Source organism: Muricomes intestini, assembly GCF_004346165.1.
Taxonomy (GTDB): domain Bacteria; phylum Bacillota; class Clostridia; order Lachnospirales; family Lachnospiraceae; genus Muricomes; species Muricomes intestini.
The window spans coordinates 138169-156310 of sequence record NZ_SLZZ01000004.1 but is presented as its reverse complement, the minus strand read 5'-3'; the positions used below and the strand labels follow the sequence as shown (position 1 = coordinate 156310).

Annotated in this window: 17 protein-coding genes; 1 reads left to right on the top strand and 16 read right to left on the bottom strand. The window is 44.0% G+C overall.

The window, feature by feature from the left end:
- The first annotated feature begins 18 nt into the window (after positions 1–18).
- Positions 19–810: a triose-phosphate isomerase gene (locus EDD59_RS04670; RefSeq protein ID WP_132379396.1), complete on the top strand. Its 792-nt coding sequence runs from the start codon at positions 19–21 to the stop codon at positions 808–810.
- Positions 811–900: 90 nt separating this feature from the next.
- Here the strand turns inward: EDD59_RS04670 and EDD59_RS04665 are convergent, their stop codons facing one another.
- The 16 genes from EDD59_RS04665 to proS form a co-directional block, all read right to left on the bottom strand.
- Positions 901–1179, bottom strand: a complete 279-nt coding sequence (locus EDD59_RS04665) for an HPr family phosphocarrier protein (protein ID WP_243117343.1) — start codon at positions 1177–1179, stop codon at positions 901–903.
- 48 nt (positions 1180–1227) lie between these two features.
- The gene (locus EDD59_RS04660) at positions 1228–2505 is read right to left on the bottom strand and encodes a RuBisCO large subunit C-terminal-like domain-containing protein (RefSeq protein ID WP_132379394.1); all 1278 of its coding nucleotides are present in this window, start codon (positions 2503–2505) and stop codon (positions 1228–1230) included.
- 70 nt (positions 2506–2575) lie between these two features.
- Positions 2576–3301: a GntR family transcriptional regulator gene (locus tag EDD59_RS04655; RefSeq protein ID WP_132379392.1), complete on the bottom strand. Its 726-nt coding sequence runs from the start codon at positions 3299–3301 to the stop codon at positions 2576–2578.
- Between the two features lie 24 nt (positions 3302–3325).
- Positions 3326–3931 (bottom strand): class II aldolase/adducin family protein, encoded by a 606-nt coding sequence (locus tag EDD59_RS04650; RefSeq protein ID WP_132379390.1) that lies wholly within the window; start codon positions 3929–3931, stop codon positions 3326–3328.
- A 21-nt stretch (positions 3932–3952) separates the two neighbouring features.
- Positions 3953–5191, bottom strand: coding sequence for a Tm-1-like ATP-binding domain-containing protein (locus tag EDD59_RS04645; RefSeq protein WP_132379388.1), 1239 nt, complete (start codon positions 5189–5191; stop codon positions 3953–3955).
- 7 nt (positions 5192–5198) lie between these two features.
- Positions 5199–6086, bottom strand: a complete 888-nt coding sequence (locus tag EDD59_RS04640) for an N-acyl homoserine lactonase family protein (RefSeq protein ID WP_132379386.1) — start codon at positions 6084–6086, stop codon at positions 5199–5201.
- 79 nt (positions 6087–6165) lie between these two features.
- Positions 6166–7125, bottom strand: coding sequence for an ABC transporter permease (locus tag EDD59_RS04635; protein WP_132379384.1), 960 nt, complete (start codon positions 7123–7125; stop codon positions 6166–6168).
- A 13-nt stretch (positions 7126–7138) separates the two neighbouring features.
- On the bottom strand, positions 7139–8089 hold the full coding sequence (locus EDD59_RS04630; protein WP_132379382.1) for an ABC transporter permease: 951 nt from the start codon (positions 8087–8089) through the stop codon (positions 7139–7141).
- Complete coding sequence (locus EDD59_RS04625; RefSeq protein ID WP_132379380.1) at positions 8076–9602, bottom strand: sugar ABC transporter ATP-binding protein; 1527 nt, start codon at positions 9600–9602, stop codon at positions 8076–8078. The genes EDD59_RS04630 and EDD59_RS04625 overlap by 14 nt, the downstream gene beginning before the upstream one ends.
- Before the next feature lie 45 nt (positions 9603–9647).
- Positions 9648–10778 (bottom strand): substrate-binding domain-containing protein, encoded by a 1131-nt coding sequence (locus EDD59_RS04620; RefSeq protein WP_243117342.1) that lies wholly within the window; start codon positions 10776–10778, stop codon positions 9648–9650.
- Positions 10779–11136: 358 nt separating this feature from the next.
- Positions 11137–12330, bottom strand: a complete 1194-nt coding sequence (tuf, locus tag EDD59_RS04615; RefSeq protein ID WP_132379377.1) for an elongation factor Tu — start codon at positions 12328–12330, stop codon at positions 11137–11139.
- A gap of 120 nt (positions 12331–12450) precedes the next feature.
- Entirely contained in the window at positions 12451–14568 is a 2118-nt protein-coding gene (fusA, locus tag EDD59_RS04610) for an elongation factor G (protein WP_132379375.1), read from the bottom strand.
- Positions 14569–14584: 16 nt separating this feature from the next.
- Complete coding sequence (gene rpsG, locus EDD59_RS04605) at positions 14585–15055, bottom strand: 30S ribosomal protein S7 (protein WP_207670373.1); 471 nt, start codon at positions 15053–15055, stop codon at positions 14585–14587.
- A gap of 317 nt (positions 15056–15372) precedes the next feature.
- On the bottom strand, positions 15373–15792 hold the full coding sequence (gene rpsL / locus EDD59_RS04600) for a 30S ribosomal protein S12 (protein ID WP_132379371.1): 420 nt from the start codon (positions 15790–15792) through the stop codon (positions 15373–15375).
- Between the two features lie 186 nt (positions 15793–15978).
- Positions 15979–16542 (bottom strand): HD domain-containing protein, encoded by a 564-nt coding sequence (locus EDD59_RS04595; RefSeq protein WP_132379369.1) that lies wholly within the window; start codon positions 16540–16542, stop codon positions 15979–15981.
- 79 nt (positions 16543–16621) lie between these two features.
- The gene (gene proS / locus EDD59_RS04590; RefSeq protein WP_132379367.1) at positions 16622–18064 is read right to left on the bottom strand and encodes a proline--tRNA ligase; all 1443 of its coding nucleotides are present in this window, start codon (positions 18062–18064) and stop codon (positions 16622–16624) included.
- Between the last annotated feature and the right edge of the window lie 78 nt (positions 18065–18142).

The window sequence follows — 18142 nt, the reverse complement described above, 5'->3', positions numbered from 1 at the left end:
TAGTAAAGGAGATTAGTCATGCAGAAAAAATTATATTTTGGAAGTAACCTGAAAATGTATAAGAACATTCAGGACACTGTTACATATCTACAGGATTTAGTATCGTACACAAAGGATATTAGCCGCGAAGAAATAGAGCTATTTATTATTCCTTCCTATACTTCATTAGAAAGCGCCACAAAAAATATAGAGCAGAGTTATATTAAAATTGGTGCCCAAAATATGTGTTGGGAGGACGAAGGACAGTTTACCGGTGAAATTTCTCCCCTCATGCTAAAAGAATTAGGTATTAGCCTTGTTATGATTGGTCATTCCGAGAGAAGACATGTGTTCGGAGAAACAGACTCCGAAGAAAATAAAAAGGTTAAGGCTGCCCTGAATCATGGCTTTACAACACTTCTATGTATTGGTGAGACTGCCGGTGAAAAGGATTTTGGCATAAGCACAGAAGTTCTCCGTACACAGTTAAAGATAGGCTTTCATGACGTGCCTGCCTCACAGACCAAAAATATATGGGTTGCCTATGAGCCAGTATGGTCTATCGGCGTAAATGGGACACCGGCTTCTGCAGATTATGCGGAAAGTATGCATAAAGAAATTAAAAAAGCACTGTTGGAAATTTTCGGCGATGCCGGAAAGGATATCCCTGTGTTATATGGCGGGAGCGTAAATCCCGGAAACGCAGACGAATTAATTATTCAGCCATCTATTGACGGATTGTTCACAGGAAGGGCTGCATGGCAGGCAGATAAATTTAATACCCTGATCCGAAATGCAAAAGCTACATATGAAGAGAACAGCCGTCTCTGATTCCTGTGATTTGTTTTGCAATCATTCAATACAACAACAGGCAGGCGAATTGGCCGCCTGCCTGCTGCTGCATCTTTTTATACAAATCCTTTATTGCTGCGGGGTCTTTGACTTCTCTTCTGTATCCACCGCCCAGCGATCCAGACGCTTCATGAATTTTGCATCTTCTGAAACCACCTTTACCGGCTTCTTATAATCAATAGACATAAGCCCCAGCACAGATTTTCCGTCTGCAATCTGGTTGTCTTCAGTGTGCACACCTATGTCCCTAGGCGATGAGCATGCCAAGTGCATGAAATCTCTTAAATCATTGGACGTATATAACATAATATCCCGGGTCATCTTACCGCCTCCTTCTGAATTCGACATAAGTATATCACCTCCTCCCTTAAATTACAATTATCATTTCCCTATATGTCAATCCTTTACGTAACTCCAGCACTTTAAAGCTTCACTCAGTTCTTCTTTTTCTCTGGCTGCCTCTGCAAAATCCTGCCCTTCCATTACAATCTCTATGGCCTGCCGCATTGCTCTGGCTCCGGCTTTTGCCCCCCGGGGATGTCCTTGGACCGCTCCGCCGGCTGCCAGCACAATATCTTTTCCTGCTTCTCTTACATACTTTTCCACCATGCCCGGATGAACACCGCCTCCGATTGATGGCATAGACGGCTTCAGTTCATACCAAGGCAACGTCAGTTGTGAAATAGTCTGTATATATTTTTGATACTGGAGCGGATAACCGCCATAAGGTGTATTTATCATTACAATATCGGCGCCTGCCAATCTTGCCAGTTTTCCGGCTGCAAGTGGAGAAGACATTCCACTGGCGGTTCCTTCATAATACATCCCTGTACCTGCCCCATGTCCCAGGACAGGCACCCGCGACACCTCCGCCACTTGCTTTAAAACACTATATCCCACAGCAGCAAAATTTAGCATTATTCCGTCTGCTCCGGCATCTTCTGCACGTTTTACATTATCCAGGATTTCTCCTGCCCCACTTGTAACATTCACAAAATACAATGCTTTTTTCCCTGTTTTCTCATAAGCGGCTTGTGCCGCTTGTTTATATCTTTTTACTCTGTTCCAGGGCTTGCTGTAGGCAGGATTGCCAAACAGTTCATCATCTTTGATGAAGTCTACCCCTCCCAGAGCAGTTTCATAGAATATCTTCGCCCCTTCTTCCGGTGTTAGCCCGGTGCAAGGTTTAATCATGTTTAACAGAAGAGGCCGTTCGCTAACCCCGGTAAGTTTCCGTATCCCCCCACTCCCATACTGCGGGCCCGAAAAATTCTCAACATAATCCGCCGGAAATTCAATATCCAGAAGTTTAACCTGTGCGGAGGTTGATGCATCATTACCCAAAAGCGATGTAAGAAGAAGAGGAAAATCACCCCCAAAATTTACTGAGGGATAGGCAATTTGAATGATATACTCGCGGTCCTCAGTATCAACTTGCGTGGACAGATCAAGCGCAGGTACGTCAAACACGCTCACCACCTTTCCCATATATTTCTCCCGGATTTCCTCCGTAATTCCCGGAATCGGTATCCATGTTCCAATAGTCTGCCCTACAGCAAGGGCAGATGCCTTTTTTAATATATCAGCCCCTTTATTCAATTTGATATAATATGATGCAATCACAAAAGCCTTATTCCGGATATTTTCCGGAAGCGCATACATTACTGAATCCATAACTTCTCCTTCCTCTATAAATAGAGCCTGAATACCGCTTGTATCCAGGCTCCTTACCTATTCTTTACCATCAGACCTCTTCATGGAAATATGCGTCTGAATTGTAGGGGATATTCTCTGCCCTCTTCTCCAGGTTCTCTCTCAGCAGACCATAAATCAAATCACTGTTTCGCTTCTCCAAAGCATCCAAATAACCCTGATGCTCCATGATCATGCGTTCCCTTGACTCTCTGTTATTTAAAAGTGCCTGTCCGTATATCAGTTTGAAGAATGATAAATTATCCCACAAGGACTCAATCATAGTGCATACCCTGCCAAGTTCACTGGCTTTATAAATAGCGAAATGATACAGTCTGTTCTGCTGATAGACATCAATCGCATCCGGCTTATCCTGTGAAGCAATTTCCTTGTATTCCTCATGGATTTTGCGAAGATTCTCAATTTTTTTGTCTGTAATCTTCTCACAGGCATATTTTGCTGCCACGGGTTCAAGAGCTGTCCTGGCAATATAAATCTGCCGTACGTCTTCTTTTGTCAATGTCACCAGCCTTGTTCCCGCATAGGGGACAGATTCTGCCAGTCCCATCTTCTCCAGATTACTGAGTGCCTCTCTTATAGGCATTCTGCTGACTCCAAGCTGATTGGCAAGCTCTTCTGTGTTCAGCTTATCGCCCATAAGAAGCTTTCCGCTCATGATCCACTCCATCAATTTATCCAGAACAAGAGCCGGCAGCTTATTGTGCTGCAGCGTCTCGTTATTCAAGTCATTCATTGTAATTCGTGCACTTGTTCTCATATGGTCCCCACCTAAGGTAATATTTTACAAGCCAAGCTTTGAAACGGTTGTCTTCAAAATTGCCACTTGTGCGGTTTCCTCAATTAATTCCGCTGCATGTTCTGCATGAATTGCGTCCTTCCCAACTGCCACAATTCCATGATCTACCAGTAAAAAACCTGGCAACTCCGGATACTCGCTATATATTTTTTCAATAAAAGGAAAATATTCTTTTCCAACTACTGCTGCCGGAATATCCAATGTAGGGTAATCTGTGCATACCTTCAATTTTGCATGCCATGTCGTTCTGACCAGCGCTTTTCCTGTAGAGGCCCATGCAATTGAATATGGCGAATGAACATGCACAACCGAGTTCACCTTTGGGCAAATTCTGTATAGCAAACCGTGCAGTAAAGCTTCTCTTGTAGGTTTTCCTTTCCCTTCTATTAAATTCCCATCAAAATCAGTAATGACAAAACCTTCCGGTGTGCTGTCGGCAAAGGAGCTGCCGCTCGCCTTCACAAGCATCTGGTCTTTCCCCGGAATCCGGGCACTTACGTTCCCGCCACTACCTGTTTGTATGCCTCTAGTATAAGCTCTTTTACAAGCTATGACAAGTTCCTCTGCTATCTTTTTAACATCCTCTGTCATACCTTCTACACCTTTCTGTAACTATTCTACTATAACACCTCGTTCGTGCAATTCATCCATCATATATTGTGCTGCCTGGATTCCCCACTCCTTTGTATCTAGATTTCCCGGTATTGTAATAATCTGAATCTTGTCATTTTTTATCTCTTTTATCCTCTGGATAATAATATGATCTACTTCTGGATTATACAATTCTTCGCCTGCCCGGGTATTATGCCGCATACCATCTGTGGGAAGAAGAAGTTTCACCGGGTAGTCAACTTTTTCCAGTCTTTTGGCAAAGTCTTCTGCTATGCTTTCGGCTTCTTCATAAAGCAGCTTAATGTGAGCCGTTGTCGCATTGTGATACATATAGACCCTCTCTTCCATATGGGGCGGGAATTCTTCTACAGCAAAATCACAAAAATCCAGGCCGCCTACACTGACGACAAGAGGAATCCTCTTCTGAACCCCTTTTACCAATCTATATCTTGCACCCTCCCCAAAGGAAAAGCCGCCTTTAAAATATCCCTGGGCAATTTCATGTGTAGTCAAATCCAAAATACCGTCAATAAGGCCATCCTCTGCCATCTGTTCCATGACCGCCCCACCGGTGCCTGTAGCGTGAAATCCAATGACTTCCACTCCCTGACGCTCCAACTCCTGCACAGCCCCACAAGCTCCAGTATTGGTAATTCCCATCAGAGTTACGCCTATCACCGGCCTGGTCTTTTTTTGCAGCACCTGTCCTGCATATTTTACCATCCCTACACAACAGGCACAGGCATTATCGAGAATTTTCCTGGTAACGATATTTATCCCGGTAAAATCACAAATGGAGGGAATCACTACAATATCCCTATCACCCACTACATCCTGAAACATTCTTCGCCCGGATGCCACTGTAGTTGCCATTACTTTGGGAAAACCAATGGGCAGTCTTTTCATGGCATTGGTTGCCATCAAGGTATTCTGAAGCCCTCCCGCTGAAAGAACCCCCTGGATTTTTCCCTCCCAGAAAAGATGTTCTATAAATGCGGCACAGGCATCCATCATAAAGCTGATTTTCTCCCCTTTGGTTTTCCGTTCAAGTTCTGCCCAGTTCGTACCAAAAGACTCTGTTACTTTCTCCCGGGATATGTCATACCCGAAAGAAGGAGCTGAACCTGTAGCCACATCAACCACAATTGCGTCTACACCTTGTGCTGTAATGCGCTCCCGCATATATGTGATTTCCCTGTATTTTGTGTCACAACTGCCAATTATAGCTATTGTCTTCATAAGTTTCTCATTCTTTCAGTCCGAGGACGGGGAGACGCCCTTCATTCCACTGTGCGTAAGACTCACAATAATCCAGCAGACCTTTGTCATGAGCAAGGAGCAGATGCGCATGGGGATCCACACCCGCTTCTTCACAGCGCCTTACGGTATCCCTGATTGTGTTCCATGATGCAACAATGTCCACAAAGCGTCCCGGAGGGCAAATATCATAATGCAGTGCATCTGCCATCTCCTGAGGCACATCAATGTTGCCCATCACAAACACAGAATCTCCCACACAATAGTAAGGGCCGTTTTCTGTTTCTACCACCACTGTCATATGCCCCGGACAATGCCCAAAGCTCTCAAATACACTGATGCCTGGGAGAATTTTACACTCTCCTTCCACAGTCTCAAATCGTTCTTTTACATCCGGCTGGTCAAATGGTGCAACAATCTTGTCACCATCTTTTGCAATAATAGAACGCTCATAACTCTTATAGTGAAGCGGTACAGGATTGTGTGCATACTCCCATTCTGTTTTGTTGCAAATGAAGCGCGCTTTTGTAAATTTTTCTATGTAAAATACATGGTCCCAGTGAAGATGTGTAAAGATTACCATGTCTACATCAGAAGGTTTGTACCCCACCTGGGCAAGCTTGGATTCAATATCATCCACCCCCTGGGTCTGCCAGGAGCCTTTGTGGTGATACTTATTTGCGCGCTCCGTCCACGCCATACCTGTGTCAACCAGAATCAGCTGTTCCCCGCCTTCAATCAGAAATGTAAAATCCGGGAGCGGAACTGCTTCCTCCGGCAAGCCTTTCAAAAATGGCTTACATGAAAAGTGGAAATGGTATTCCAGTGGTTTTGTCGGAATAAATCCTGTGTTAAGCGGTCTTATTATAAATCCCATAATAAAAATCCTCTCTTTCTTTTAATATGTACTTTCTATATCTTAAAATTGCCGTTATCCGGCAATTTTAATGCATATTCTAAATAGCGCTTCTCTCCTGTCTCCTCTTTGAATAAGTATCAAACAGCACCATGGCAATGATGACAATACCCACCACCAGCCCCTGCGCAAAGGAGGAGATTCCTTTCAAATTCATTACATTTACGATGATCGTCAGAATAAGTGAACCTATGACCGTCCCCACAACGCCACCTTCGCCGCCAAGCATAGATGTACCTCCGATTACTACTGCAGCTACCGTCTGAAGCCCATAGCTGTCTCCCATTGCCGCATCTGCCGCATTCAGCCTGGCTGTAATCAACATTCCCGCAAGGCCTGCACACATACTGCACATCGTAAAACTAGAAATCACGATTTTCTTCACCGGTACCGCCGAATATTTCGCCGCAAGCGGATTAGAGCCATATGCATATACCTGGCGTCCAAAGGTCGTTCTCTGGAGCAGCACATAAATAATAACTACAACAATCAGCGCTATAATCACCAGGTTTGGAACTGTTCCTGTATATCCAACTCCGATTCTTGTAAAATTTTTGGGCAAGTCATAGATGACTGCTCCCTGCATAACAATGATCGCCAGACCTCCAAGCACCCAATTGGTGCCGTAAGTTGCGATAAAACTAGGAAGGATCCCTGCCAGAAGCCCGTTTATAATCCCTACAATCATACTGATCAAAATCCCAATCCCAAATGCTGCCAAGATAGGGACATCTGCTTTTAAAAGCTGTGCGCAGATGCACCCGACAAATCCTGCCGTAGCTCCCACTGATAAATCCATACCGCCTGTGAGCAGCACCGCAGTGAGTCCTGCACTGAGAACAAGAAGTACGCTGGCCTGCCTGAAAATAGTTATCAAATTGTCCACTGTGCGGAAGTTCGGAGCTATAATCGCTGAAAGGATAATCAGTACAATTAGTCCCACCAAGCTGTAAAATACTTTTGAACTCTTTATATCTTCAAATAACCTTTTTGCTTTCATGTCCATGTCCCTCCTATTCCTTTGCACGGATACGGACAACCGCATCAATGATAATCGCCGCCAGAACAATAGAGCCAATAATCGCATTTTGAAATATGGACTGCACTCCTATCACATTCAGGCCATTCTTGATAATTTGAATCAACAGTACACCAAAAATTGTTCCTGTCACACCGCCCTTCCCTTCTCTTAACGATGTTCCTCCGAGAAGTGTCGCGGCCACTGCCTGGAATTCCCATCCGTTTGCTACAATAGGCTGGCCCGACTCTACCCGGCAAAGTGTAATAATTCCTGCTATACCGGCAATCATACCGGCAAATGCGTATGTTTTTATTAAATTGGCCGCAGGGTTAATTCCTGCCAGCGCAAGTGCCTCCCTGTTTCCGCCCAATCCATAAATATTTGTACCGAACTTTGTTTTACGGAGTACAATCCATACAACCGCAAATACAATGACTGCCACCCATACCATAAGAGGGATGAACAAAATTGTTGTCTCCGTCACGATCCGGTATGTAAAGCTGGAAAAATAGATAGAGGACCCTGCGGTCAAAAGCAGTGAAATACTGTTAACTATATTCTGTGTCCCGTAAGTAGCAATAAATGGAGGAATATTGCCCTTTGCTACGATCAAGCCATTCACCGCGCCAATCAATACCGTGCAACAGACAGAAATCAACATTGCCACTTCTAACATAATTCCCCGCTGTGCTAAAAATACGGTGAGCACTGTTACAAAGCTGACCTGTGCCCCCAAAGAAAGATCTGTTCCCTGAGTCAAAACAATACAAGTTTGCCCAAATGCCACAATCATCAAAGGAGTCGATTGAATCAGCACATTCCTGAAATTGGAAAATGACAAGTAATGCGGCTCCATAAAACTAAATATTGCGATGATGATAATCAGCATATAGGCTACAGGAGGCACCTTCTTTATCCTCTGCTTAAAATTACTCGTCTGCATCCACGGTACCTCCTGCTCCCAACATCATTCTTGCGCCGATAGTTTCAGAGTTAAAATCTCCTGTGCCGCGCTCTATTTCATCCACTATCCTGCCTTCATGCATAATGTAAATCCTGTCACTCATTCCTATGACCTCTGGAAGTTCCGAAGAGATCATGATAATAGCTTTTCCTTCTGCTGCCAGACGATCCATCAGCCCGTAGATCTCCATTTTGGCTGCGACATCAATTCCTCTTGTCGGCTCATCGAAAATCAAAATGTCCGGATTAAAACTCAGCCACTTAGCAAGAACCACTTTTTGTTGATTGCCGCCGGAAAGATATTTACAGGCTTTATTCACACTTGTCGTAGCTATCCTTAACTGTTTTTTGTAGTCAAGAGCCGTCTCTTTTATTCTTTTGTTTGAAAGAAAAAACCTGGGGAACATCTTTTTCAGGCTCACCGCCACAATATTAAGTGCAATGGATTCATCCAGGGCAAGTCCCTGGCGTTTTCTATCCTCACTCACCAGTCCGATTCCAAGCTTTGTCGCGTTCCGAGGAGTCCTGGGCAAGACATTCTTTCCTTTTACAAAAACTTTTCCCGACTTAATCGATTCAATTCCATAAAGCAGCTCTGCCGTCTCTGTGCGCCCTGCACCTACCAGCCCTGCAATCCCCACAATCTCGCCTCTTCTTACGCAAATACTTACGTCTTTTACCTTTCCCTTATAATCACACAGTCCCTCAGTGGAAAGTGCCGTCTCACTATGCTCGTTGGGTGTGCGTACATAGACCCGGGATACATCCCGCCCGACCATCATGTTTACCAGTTCTGCATTGGAACACTCATCAATACCTACTGTTTTAATTTTCACGCCGTCCCTCAGGATGGTGATTCTATCTCCGATCAGAGGAAACTCCTGCATGCGGTGTGACACATAAATAATTCCAATTCCTTCTTTTTTCAACCGATGTATCTGGTCAAATAAGGAGTCCACCTCACGTTCAGATAAAGTTGCCGTCGGTTCATCAAATACCATAATCCTGGGCTTAAAAGAAAGTGCCTTTGCAATCTCAACCATCTGCTGTTCCGCCACACTTAAGTCCTTCACATGACACTTCACATCGATATATTCACAGTTCAGTGATTTCATCAATTCCTGAGCTTCCTTCTCCATTTCCTTATGGTCGAGCAGCCCCATCTTAGTCCGATATTCTCTGTTCAAAAAGATGTTCTGCGCCACACTAATATGAGGTACCAATGTAAATTCCTGATATACAGCGACAATTCCTCTCTCCAGCGCCTCCTTGGTCCCATTAAACTTCACGGCCTTTCCGTCAAAAGTAATCTCACCTTCTTCTGCTTTATAGGCCCCAAGAATCACTTTTGCCAGAGTACTTTTTCCCGCACCATTTTCTCCTACCAGAATATGCACTTCACCTTCCCGCAGATCAAAGTCTACATCATCCAGAGCTTTCATGCCGGGGAACAGCTTTGTGATATGCTTTGCTGTCAATATTGTTCTACCCATCTTTTCACCACACCCACTTCTTTCAACGCATTTATGAGCTGTTTCTTACTGAATTACTTTCCACCATGCAATATTCTCTTTATAATTTTCTACGGTATCAGCCATAATCAAAGGATCATTTGCTGCCGATGGAAAAGGAATAAACTTGCCTTCCGGCTCGGTTTTGTCATTCAGATTACGGACTGCATATGCGCATGCTATATACCCTGACCCGTAAGGGTCCGTGTTATATGTAGCAAACATATCTCCTGATTCCACTGCACTTGTGGCATCTGTGCTGCCATCAAAACCAGCCACCAGTACGTCTGTTTTTCCTGCTGCTTTCAAAGCCTGGACAGCACCCAGGGCACTCTCATCATTCATACCTATAATTCCCTGGACATCCGTATATTTCTGGAGCAGGTTCTCTGTGACAGACATACCTTCGGTTCTCTTAAAATTAGCTGTCTGGGAAGCAACCACTTCAATGTCCGGGTATTCGGCAAAAGCTTCCTTGATACCATCCAGCCGCTCAATTGCGTTTGCTGCTCCCGGAGGCCCCTCGAGAATAATAATATTTCCTTTGCCATTCAGCGCCTCCGCCATCTTTGTGGCAATCGTCCCGCCGGTTTCTTTGTAGTCTACTCCTGTTCTTAAGAAGGTATCTTCAGATGCAGGCGTTCCAATTGTAATCACTATAATTCCTGCTTCCTCCGCCTTCCTGACACCGGGCATAATTCCGTTAGAATCTGCACAGTGTACAATAATGACATCCATTTCCTTTTGGATCATATCTTCCATAATCTTTACTTGTTCCTCCACACTGTCTGCGGTGGACGGCGCCTGTGTAACTGCTTCAAATCCCATATCTTTCCCAGCTTTCTTTATCCCTTCCGCCTGGGCCACCATGTATGGGTTGGTTGTATTCTTTGCGATATAACCAATCTTATATTCTTCATTTGCCTTTACATCCGAGGTGATCTGTGCTCCGATGCCTGCTGCAGGAAGTTTATCCGTCTCCACAGAAGTGGCAGACTCTCTCGTCTTCGTATCCGTGGAAGACTTCTCTGTCTTATCTTTAGTTTCTGTACCGGTATTTGCTGTCTCCTGGGTAGGAGTGCTGCATCCTGCAAGAGTCGTACAGACCATCGCTGCGGTCAACAAAAGGGTTACTAGCATCTTCTTTTTCATTTTCATTTTCTTCCTCCTTCAATTTTCCCGATATATTTTGGATATCGGATATTGGATACAATATTGTTTTCTCAAATATAGCACTAACCGTTTTTAATGTCAATAATAAATAATATTTTTTTATTATGTTAAGTGTTTTTGTCTACTTTGTATATTATCGCCTTATATTTCTGTCACTTATCACAATTGTCTACTTTTTGTCAAACCGTAATTTTCACCAATATATTCATTAAAACCATAACTGCCTCGTATTCACTGCACGATTTCAGCCAAAAATTCTCGTATACAAATGAAAAAACCGCAGCCCTTGATTTCTCAAGAGCTGCGGAATGCATTTTACTTTATTAAATTTATCAGTCAATGATTAATCAAGAATCTTAGCAACCTTTCCTGAGCCAACTGTACGTCCACCCTCACGGATAGCGAATCCAAGACCCTCTTCCATGGCTACCGGGTGAATTAGTTCAACTGTCATCTCTACGTTATCTCCAGGCATGCACATTTCAACGCCTTCCGGCAGATCACAAACACCTGTTACGTCTGTTGTTCTGAAGTAAAACTGCGGTCTGTAGTTATTAAAGAACGGTGTATGACGTCCGCCTTCATCTTTTGTCAGTACATAAACCTGAGCTGTGAATTTCTTATGGCATTTTACTGTGCCTGGTTTAATCAGAACCTGGCCTCTTTCGATTTCAGTTCTCTGAACACCACGAAGCAGTGCACCGATGTTATCACCAGCCTGAGCTTCATCAAGAAGTTTGCGGAACATCTCGATACCTGTTACGACAGTCTTCTTACTTTCTTCATGGATACCGATGATTTCAACTTCATCAGATACATGCAGTGTACCACGCTCTACTCTACCTGTGGCAACTGTACCACGTCCTGTGATAGAGAACACATCCTCTACAGGCATCAGGAACGGCTTATCTGTGTCACGCTGTGGATCTGGAATCCATGTGTCAACAGCGTCCATAAGTTCCATGATCTTGTCTCCCCATTCTCCTGAAGGATCTTCAAGAGCTTTCAGAGCTGAACCCTGGATAATCGGAGTGTCATCTCCTGGGAACTCATATTCGTTCAGAAGTTCACGAATTTCCATCTCTACTAATTCAAGGAGTTCTTCATCGTCTACCATATCACATTTATTCATAAATACAACGATGTAGGGTACACCTACCTGACGGGACAGAAGAATATGCTCCTTTGTCTGAGCCATAACACCGTCAGTAGCAGCTACAACAAGGATAGCTCCATCCATCTGTGCAGCACCTGTGATCATGTTCTTTACATAGTCAGCGTGTCCCGGGCAGTCAACATGTGCATAGTGGCGCTTCTCTGTCTCATACTCAACGTGAGAAGTAGAAATTGTGATACCACGTTCCCTCTCCTCCGGAGCTTTGTCAATGTGATCAAAATCAACTGCTGCATTTCCTGCTACTCTCTGAGAAAGTGTCTTAGTAATAGCAGCTGTTAATGTTGTTTTACCATGGTCAACATGGCCAATGGTACCAATATTAGCATGTGGTTTTGTTCTTTCAAATTTAGCTTTTGCCATTTCGAATAATCCTCCTTAATATATCGCCTATTTCCAGGCATTTTTATTGGTTTTCTCTTTTACTCGGCTATCTCTGATTATATTTCATAATCCCAGGTTTTTCAAGCCTTTTTCATACATTTAAGCATTTTTATTGGACAATACTTTTTCCTGTACAGACTTTGGCACCGGCTCATAGCTCTCGAAGAACATAGAGTAGTTTCCACGCCCCTGAGTTCTGGAGCGCAAGTCCGTAGCATACCCGAACATTTCAGACAACGGTACAAACGCACGGACAATTTTACCGCCGCCGAGATCATCCATTCCTTCAATACGTCCGCGGCGTGAGTTAATATCGCCGATAACATCTCCCATATATTCCTCAGGCATAGTTACCTCTACCTTCATGATAGGCTCAAGAAGTACGGGAGAGGATTTCTTCATTGCATCCTTAAATGCAAGAGATCCTGCAATATGGAATGCCATCTCACTGGAATCGACTTCATGGTAAGAACCATCATATACGGTAGCATGGACACCGACAACAGGGAATCCGCCGAGAATACCGGCTTTCATAGCTTCTTCGATACCCTGTCCTACAGCAGGAATGTATTCCTTTGGAATAGAACCGCCTACTACCGCAGAATCGAATTTGTATGTTTCTTCTCCATTGACGTCCATTGGCTCAAACTTAACCTTACAGTGTCCGTACTGTCCACGTCCGCCTGACTGTTTTGCATACTTGCTGTCAACATCTACAGGCTTTGTAAAAGACTCTTTATAGGCAACCTGAGGTGCACCTACGTTGGCCTCTACCTTAAACTCACGCAACAGTCTGTCGACAATAATCTCCAAATGAAGCTCACCCATACCGGCAATGATTGTCTGTCCTGTCTCCTGATCTGTGTGTGCGCGGAATGTTGGATCTTCTTCTGCAAGCTTTGCAAGGGACTCTCCTAACTTACCCTGAGATGCTTTTGTCTTAGGCTCAATAGCAAGCTCAATAACAGGTTCCGGGAATTCCATGGACTCCAGTATAACCGGGTGCTGCTCATCACAGATTGTATCACCTGTTGTTGTAAATTTAAATCCGATAGCTGCCGCAATGTCTCCTGAATATACCTTATCCAGTTCCTGTCTCTTATTTGCATGCATCTGAAGGATACGCCCAACACGCTCTTTCTTGCCTTTTGTTGCATTTAGTACATAAGAACCTGCGTTCATAGTGCCTGAATATACTCTAAAGAAAGCAAGCTTACCTACGAATGGGTCTGTCATGATTTTAAATGCCAGAGCTGAAAATGGTTCTTCATCAGAAGAATGTCTAACCACTTCATTTCCATCCATATCTGTACCATCAATCGGTGGAATATCAGTCGGAGCCGGCATATATTCAATAACTGCATCCAACAATTTCTGGACACCTTTGTTTCTATATGCAGTACCACAGCATACAGGAATAGCTTTGCATTCACATGTGGCTTTTCTCAAAACTTTCTTGAGGTCTTCCACAGCCGGTTCATTGCCTTCAAGATACTCCAGCATTAAATCATCATCCAGCTCACAAATTTTCTCAATCAACTCTGTGCGGTAAAGTTCTGCATCATCTTTCATATCTTCTGGAATCTCTGTAACGGAAATATCATCTCCCTTTTCATCATTGTAAATGTAAGCCTGCATTTCCATCAAATCGATGATTCCTTTAAAATTGTCTTCCTTACCGATTGGCAGCTGAAGACAAATAGTATTCTTTCCAAGCCTGGTTCTAATCTGGTCTACTGCATTGTAAAAATCAGCGCCCAAGATATCCATCTTGTTGATAAATGCCATTCTTGGTACATTGTATGTGTCAGCCTGACGCCAAACATTTTCTGACTGAGGCTCAACACCACTCTTTGCACAGAACACGCCGATGGCGCCGTCCAATACACGGAGTGAACGTTCAACTTCTACAGTAAAGTCAACGTGCCCTGGTGTGTCGATAATATTGATACGGTGTTCCAGAGCACCCGGCTTTGGCTTCGTATTCTCTTCCAAAGTCCAGTGACATGTCGTAGCTGCTGAGGTAATTGTAATACCCCTTTCCTGCTCCTGCTCCATCCAGTCCATGGTAGCAGTGCCTTCATGGGTATCACCAATCTTATAGTTAATACCAGTATAATACAGGATGCGCTCTGTCAATGTCGTTTTGCCGGCATCGATATGAGCCATAATACCAATATTTCTGGTTCTCTCTAGTGGATATTCTCTTCCAGCCAAGATTTTTTCCTCCTAATTAAAAGCGGTAGTGAGCAAATGCTTTATTTGCCTCTGCCATCTTGTGCATATCTTCTTTCTTCTTCACTGATGCACCTGTATTGTTCGCTGCATCAAGAATTTCATTAGCAAGCCTTTCCTCCATTGTCTTTTCCCCTCTGTTGCGGGAATACAATGTAAGCCAGCGAAGTGCAAGAGCCTGTCTTCTCTCTGCTCTTACTTCAATCGGCACCTGGTAAGTAGCTCCGCCAATACGTCTTGCCTTAACTTCCAATACCGGCATAATGTTGTTCATAGCTTCCTCAAATACTTCCACTGCCGGCTTCTCTGCCTTTGCTTCAACTCTTTCAAATGCTTTGTATACAATCCTCTGTGCTACACCTTTCTTACCATCCAACATAATATTATTGATAAGCTTGGTGACAACTTTATTGTTGTATATTGGGTCCGCTAATACATCTCTTTTTTGAGTATGTCCTTTACGTGGCACGGTCCTTCCCTCCTTAATCATTACTTCCGGTCTCTGCCGGGATTAATTCATCGGTACTCACATGTGTCTCTCTATGGAAATCGCGCTTCATGTGCTCGCGGCCGCAGGACTATTCTATAGAAACCCCGGATAAACAGGGTTCACTTAATCCGCAACCTATACTTATTGAACTACTAATGTTCAATAAGATGTACTTATTGAACTGCTAATACTCAATAAGATGTACTTATTGAACTGCTAATGTTCAATAAGGTACGATATCATAGTTCTGTTTGTGATACGATTTAACTATTTAGTTACTGTTTGCTAAGGTGGATTTATTTAGCATCCTTTGGTCTCTTAGCGCCGTATTTGGAACGAGCCTGCCTTCTCTTGGCAACACCTGCTGTGTCAAGTGTACCTCTGACGATATGGTATCTTGTACCTGGCAGATCCTTAACTCTTCCTCCACGAATCAGAACAACGCTATGTTCCTGAAGATTGTGTCCTTCGCCTGGAATGTAGCTTGTCACTTCGATTCCGTTGGAAAGACGAACTCTGGCGATCTTTCTCAGAGCTGAGTTAGGCTTCTTAGGGGTAGCGGTCTTAACTGCTGTACACACGCCTCTTTTCTGTGGTGCTGATACGTCTGTAGCACGCTTCTGAAGAGAATTGTATCCTTTCTGAAGTGCCGGTGAGCCCGATTTCCTTTCAGAAGTCTCACGTCCCTTTCTAACTAATTGGTTAAATGTTGGCATTCTTTTCACCTCCTATGATTCTTTCGTCTTCTCCCGTCTGTACGGGAAATGGTTGCAGATAATAATTATTATCTTGATTTGTGCACTAAAAACAGCGTATCTTTTGTGCACGCTAAATTAGTTTATTACGTTTTTATAGGAAAGTCAAGGGTTTTTACTGAAAAACTGCATCTGTGTGCCCTGACGTTAAAGTCCCAGCTCATCTGATATTGCGCGCATCTCTTCCAGCGCAATGTCTATAAACTCATCAAGGCTCATACCTGTAAACTCAATCGCTTCCATGTAATCTCTGTTCGCACCTGACGCAAACCGCAGTTCATTAAATCTTTTATTTACTGATTTATGCTTTACACTTGCAATCTTTTTGTCTGGATATATCTGGGCAATTGCTTTTAAGAATCCGCTCATAGGATCTGCGGCAAGAACAGCATACTGCAAAGTTGTCGATGCTTTAACGCCGGAAGCCGGATTGTGGGCACAAATCGCATGAAACAGCTCCTGATCATCAATCCCTTCCTTTTTTAATATTTCCACAGATGTCGGTCCATGAACCTCCGGATGTTCCTGCCATTCACAGTGTTCCTCATCCAGATCATGGAGAAGTCCCACAATTCCCCAGCGCTCCACCTGATCCGGTGCCAGCTTCTTCGCAAGGCCCCGCATGATTGCCTCGACTGCCATAGAATGCTGTAAATACCTTTCACCCTTCATATATTTATGAAGGATACTATATGCCTCATCTCTTGTCATTTCACTGTCTCCTTTCATCTTCAAAGGGGTCTGACCCTTTTGAAAAAAGAAGCAGACCCCTTGACCCTTTGCATCGCTTTTAGTATGATTTGCCCCAGTAAACCATGTGTTTTGCAGGCTTCCCGCAGTATATGCAGACATCGGAAAGATGTTCTTCCTCCGCAGGAATACACCTGGAGGATGCGCCTCCTGTATTATACTTAATTTCACCTTCGCACTCTTCATCTCCGCACCACATCGCCTTGATAAATCCTCTTTTTTTCTTGAACTTCTCAACCATCTCTTCCATGGTCACAGCGGTATCAATATGCGAATCCAGAAATGCCTTTGCCTTGTCAAACATATCGTTTTGGATTGTCTCCAATATGTCAGCCAGCTTTGCTGCAATCTCATCCATGGAAACCACCAGTTTTTCTCTGGTATCCCGGCGTACAACTACTACCTGATTCTTCTCAATATCCTTGGGCCCAATCTCAATTCTGGCAGGGATACCCAGTTTCTCCTGCTCACTGAATTTCCAGCCGGGGCTCTTTTCTGAATCGTCAATATTTACCCTATACCCCGCTGCTTTCAACGCACTTAAAAGTTCATCTGCTTTGTCCAACACACCTTCCTTATGCTGTGCAACAGGAATAATCCTTGTCTGTATAGGTGCAATTCTTGGGGGGAGAACTAGCCCGCTGTCATCGCCATGCACCATAATAATCGCGCCGATTGTTCTCGTAGAAAACCCCCAAGATGTCTCATAAACACTGTGCAGTTCGTTGTTTTTATCGGCATATTTAATGTCGAATGCATCTGGGAATCCACTTCCGAAGTAATGGCTGGTTCCCGATTGCAAAGCCTTTCCGTCATACATCATAGCTTCTACTGTATAGGTTTCCTCTGCACCTGCAAACTTTTCGCTTTCTGTCTTGCGTCCGACAACCAGAGGCACTGCCAGATCTTCTTCAAGGCAGTCTTTATACACGTTTAGCATCATTAATGTCCGCTCCCGGGCCTCTTCTTCAGTAGCATGGATTGTGTGTCCCTCCTGCCATAAGAATTCACGGGAACGCAGAAATGGTCTTGTTGTCTTCTCCCAGCGCAGTACAGAATTCCACTGGTTCCAGATTTTGGGCAGATCCCTGTAAGACTGTACGGTCTTGCTCCATAAATCACAGAACAAAGTTTCAGAAGTAGGGCGGATGCAGAGTCTTTCCTGCAGTCTTTCCATGCCTCCGCGGGTTACCCACGCAACTTCCGGTGCAAACCCATCAATATGCTCTGACTCTTTCTGAAGCAGCGACTCTGGTATTAAAAGAGGAAGATATACATTCTGCACTCCCGTGTCTTTAAAACGCTTGTCAAGACTGGCCTGAATGTTCTCCCATATTGCATAGCCGTTCGGCAGATAATTCATGCAGCCTTTTACACTTGAATAATCACACAACTCCGCTTCCCGTACCACATCAGTGTACCACTGTGCAAAATCTTCGTCTCTTGATGTGATTGACTCAACTAATTTCTTTTCCTTTGCCATAAATATGTCTCCTTTTCTCCAGGGCCCTTGCCCCGTCTTCTACTATGGAGTAACAGTTCAGCCACGCGAATTTTCAAC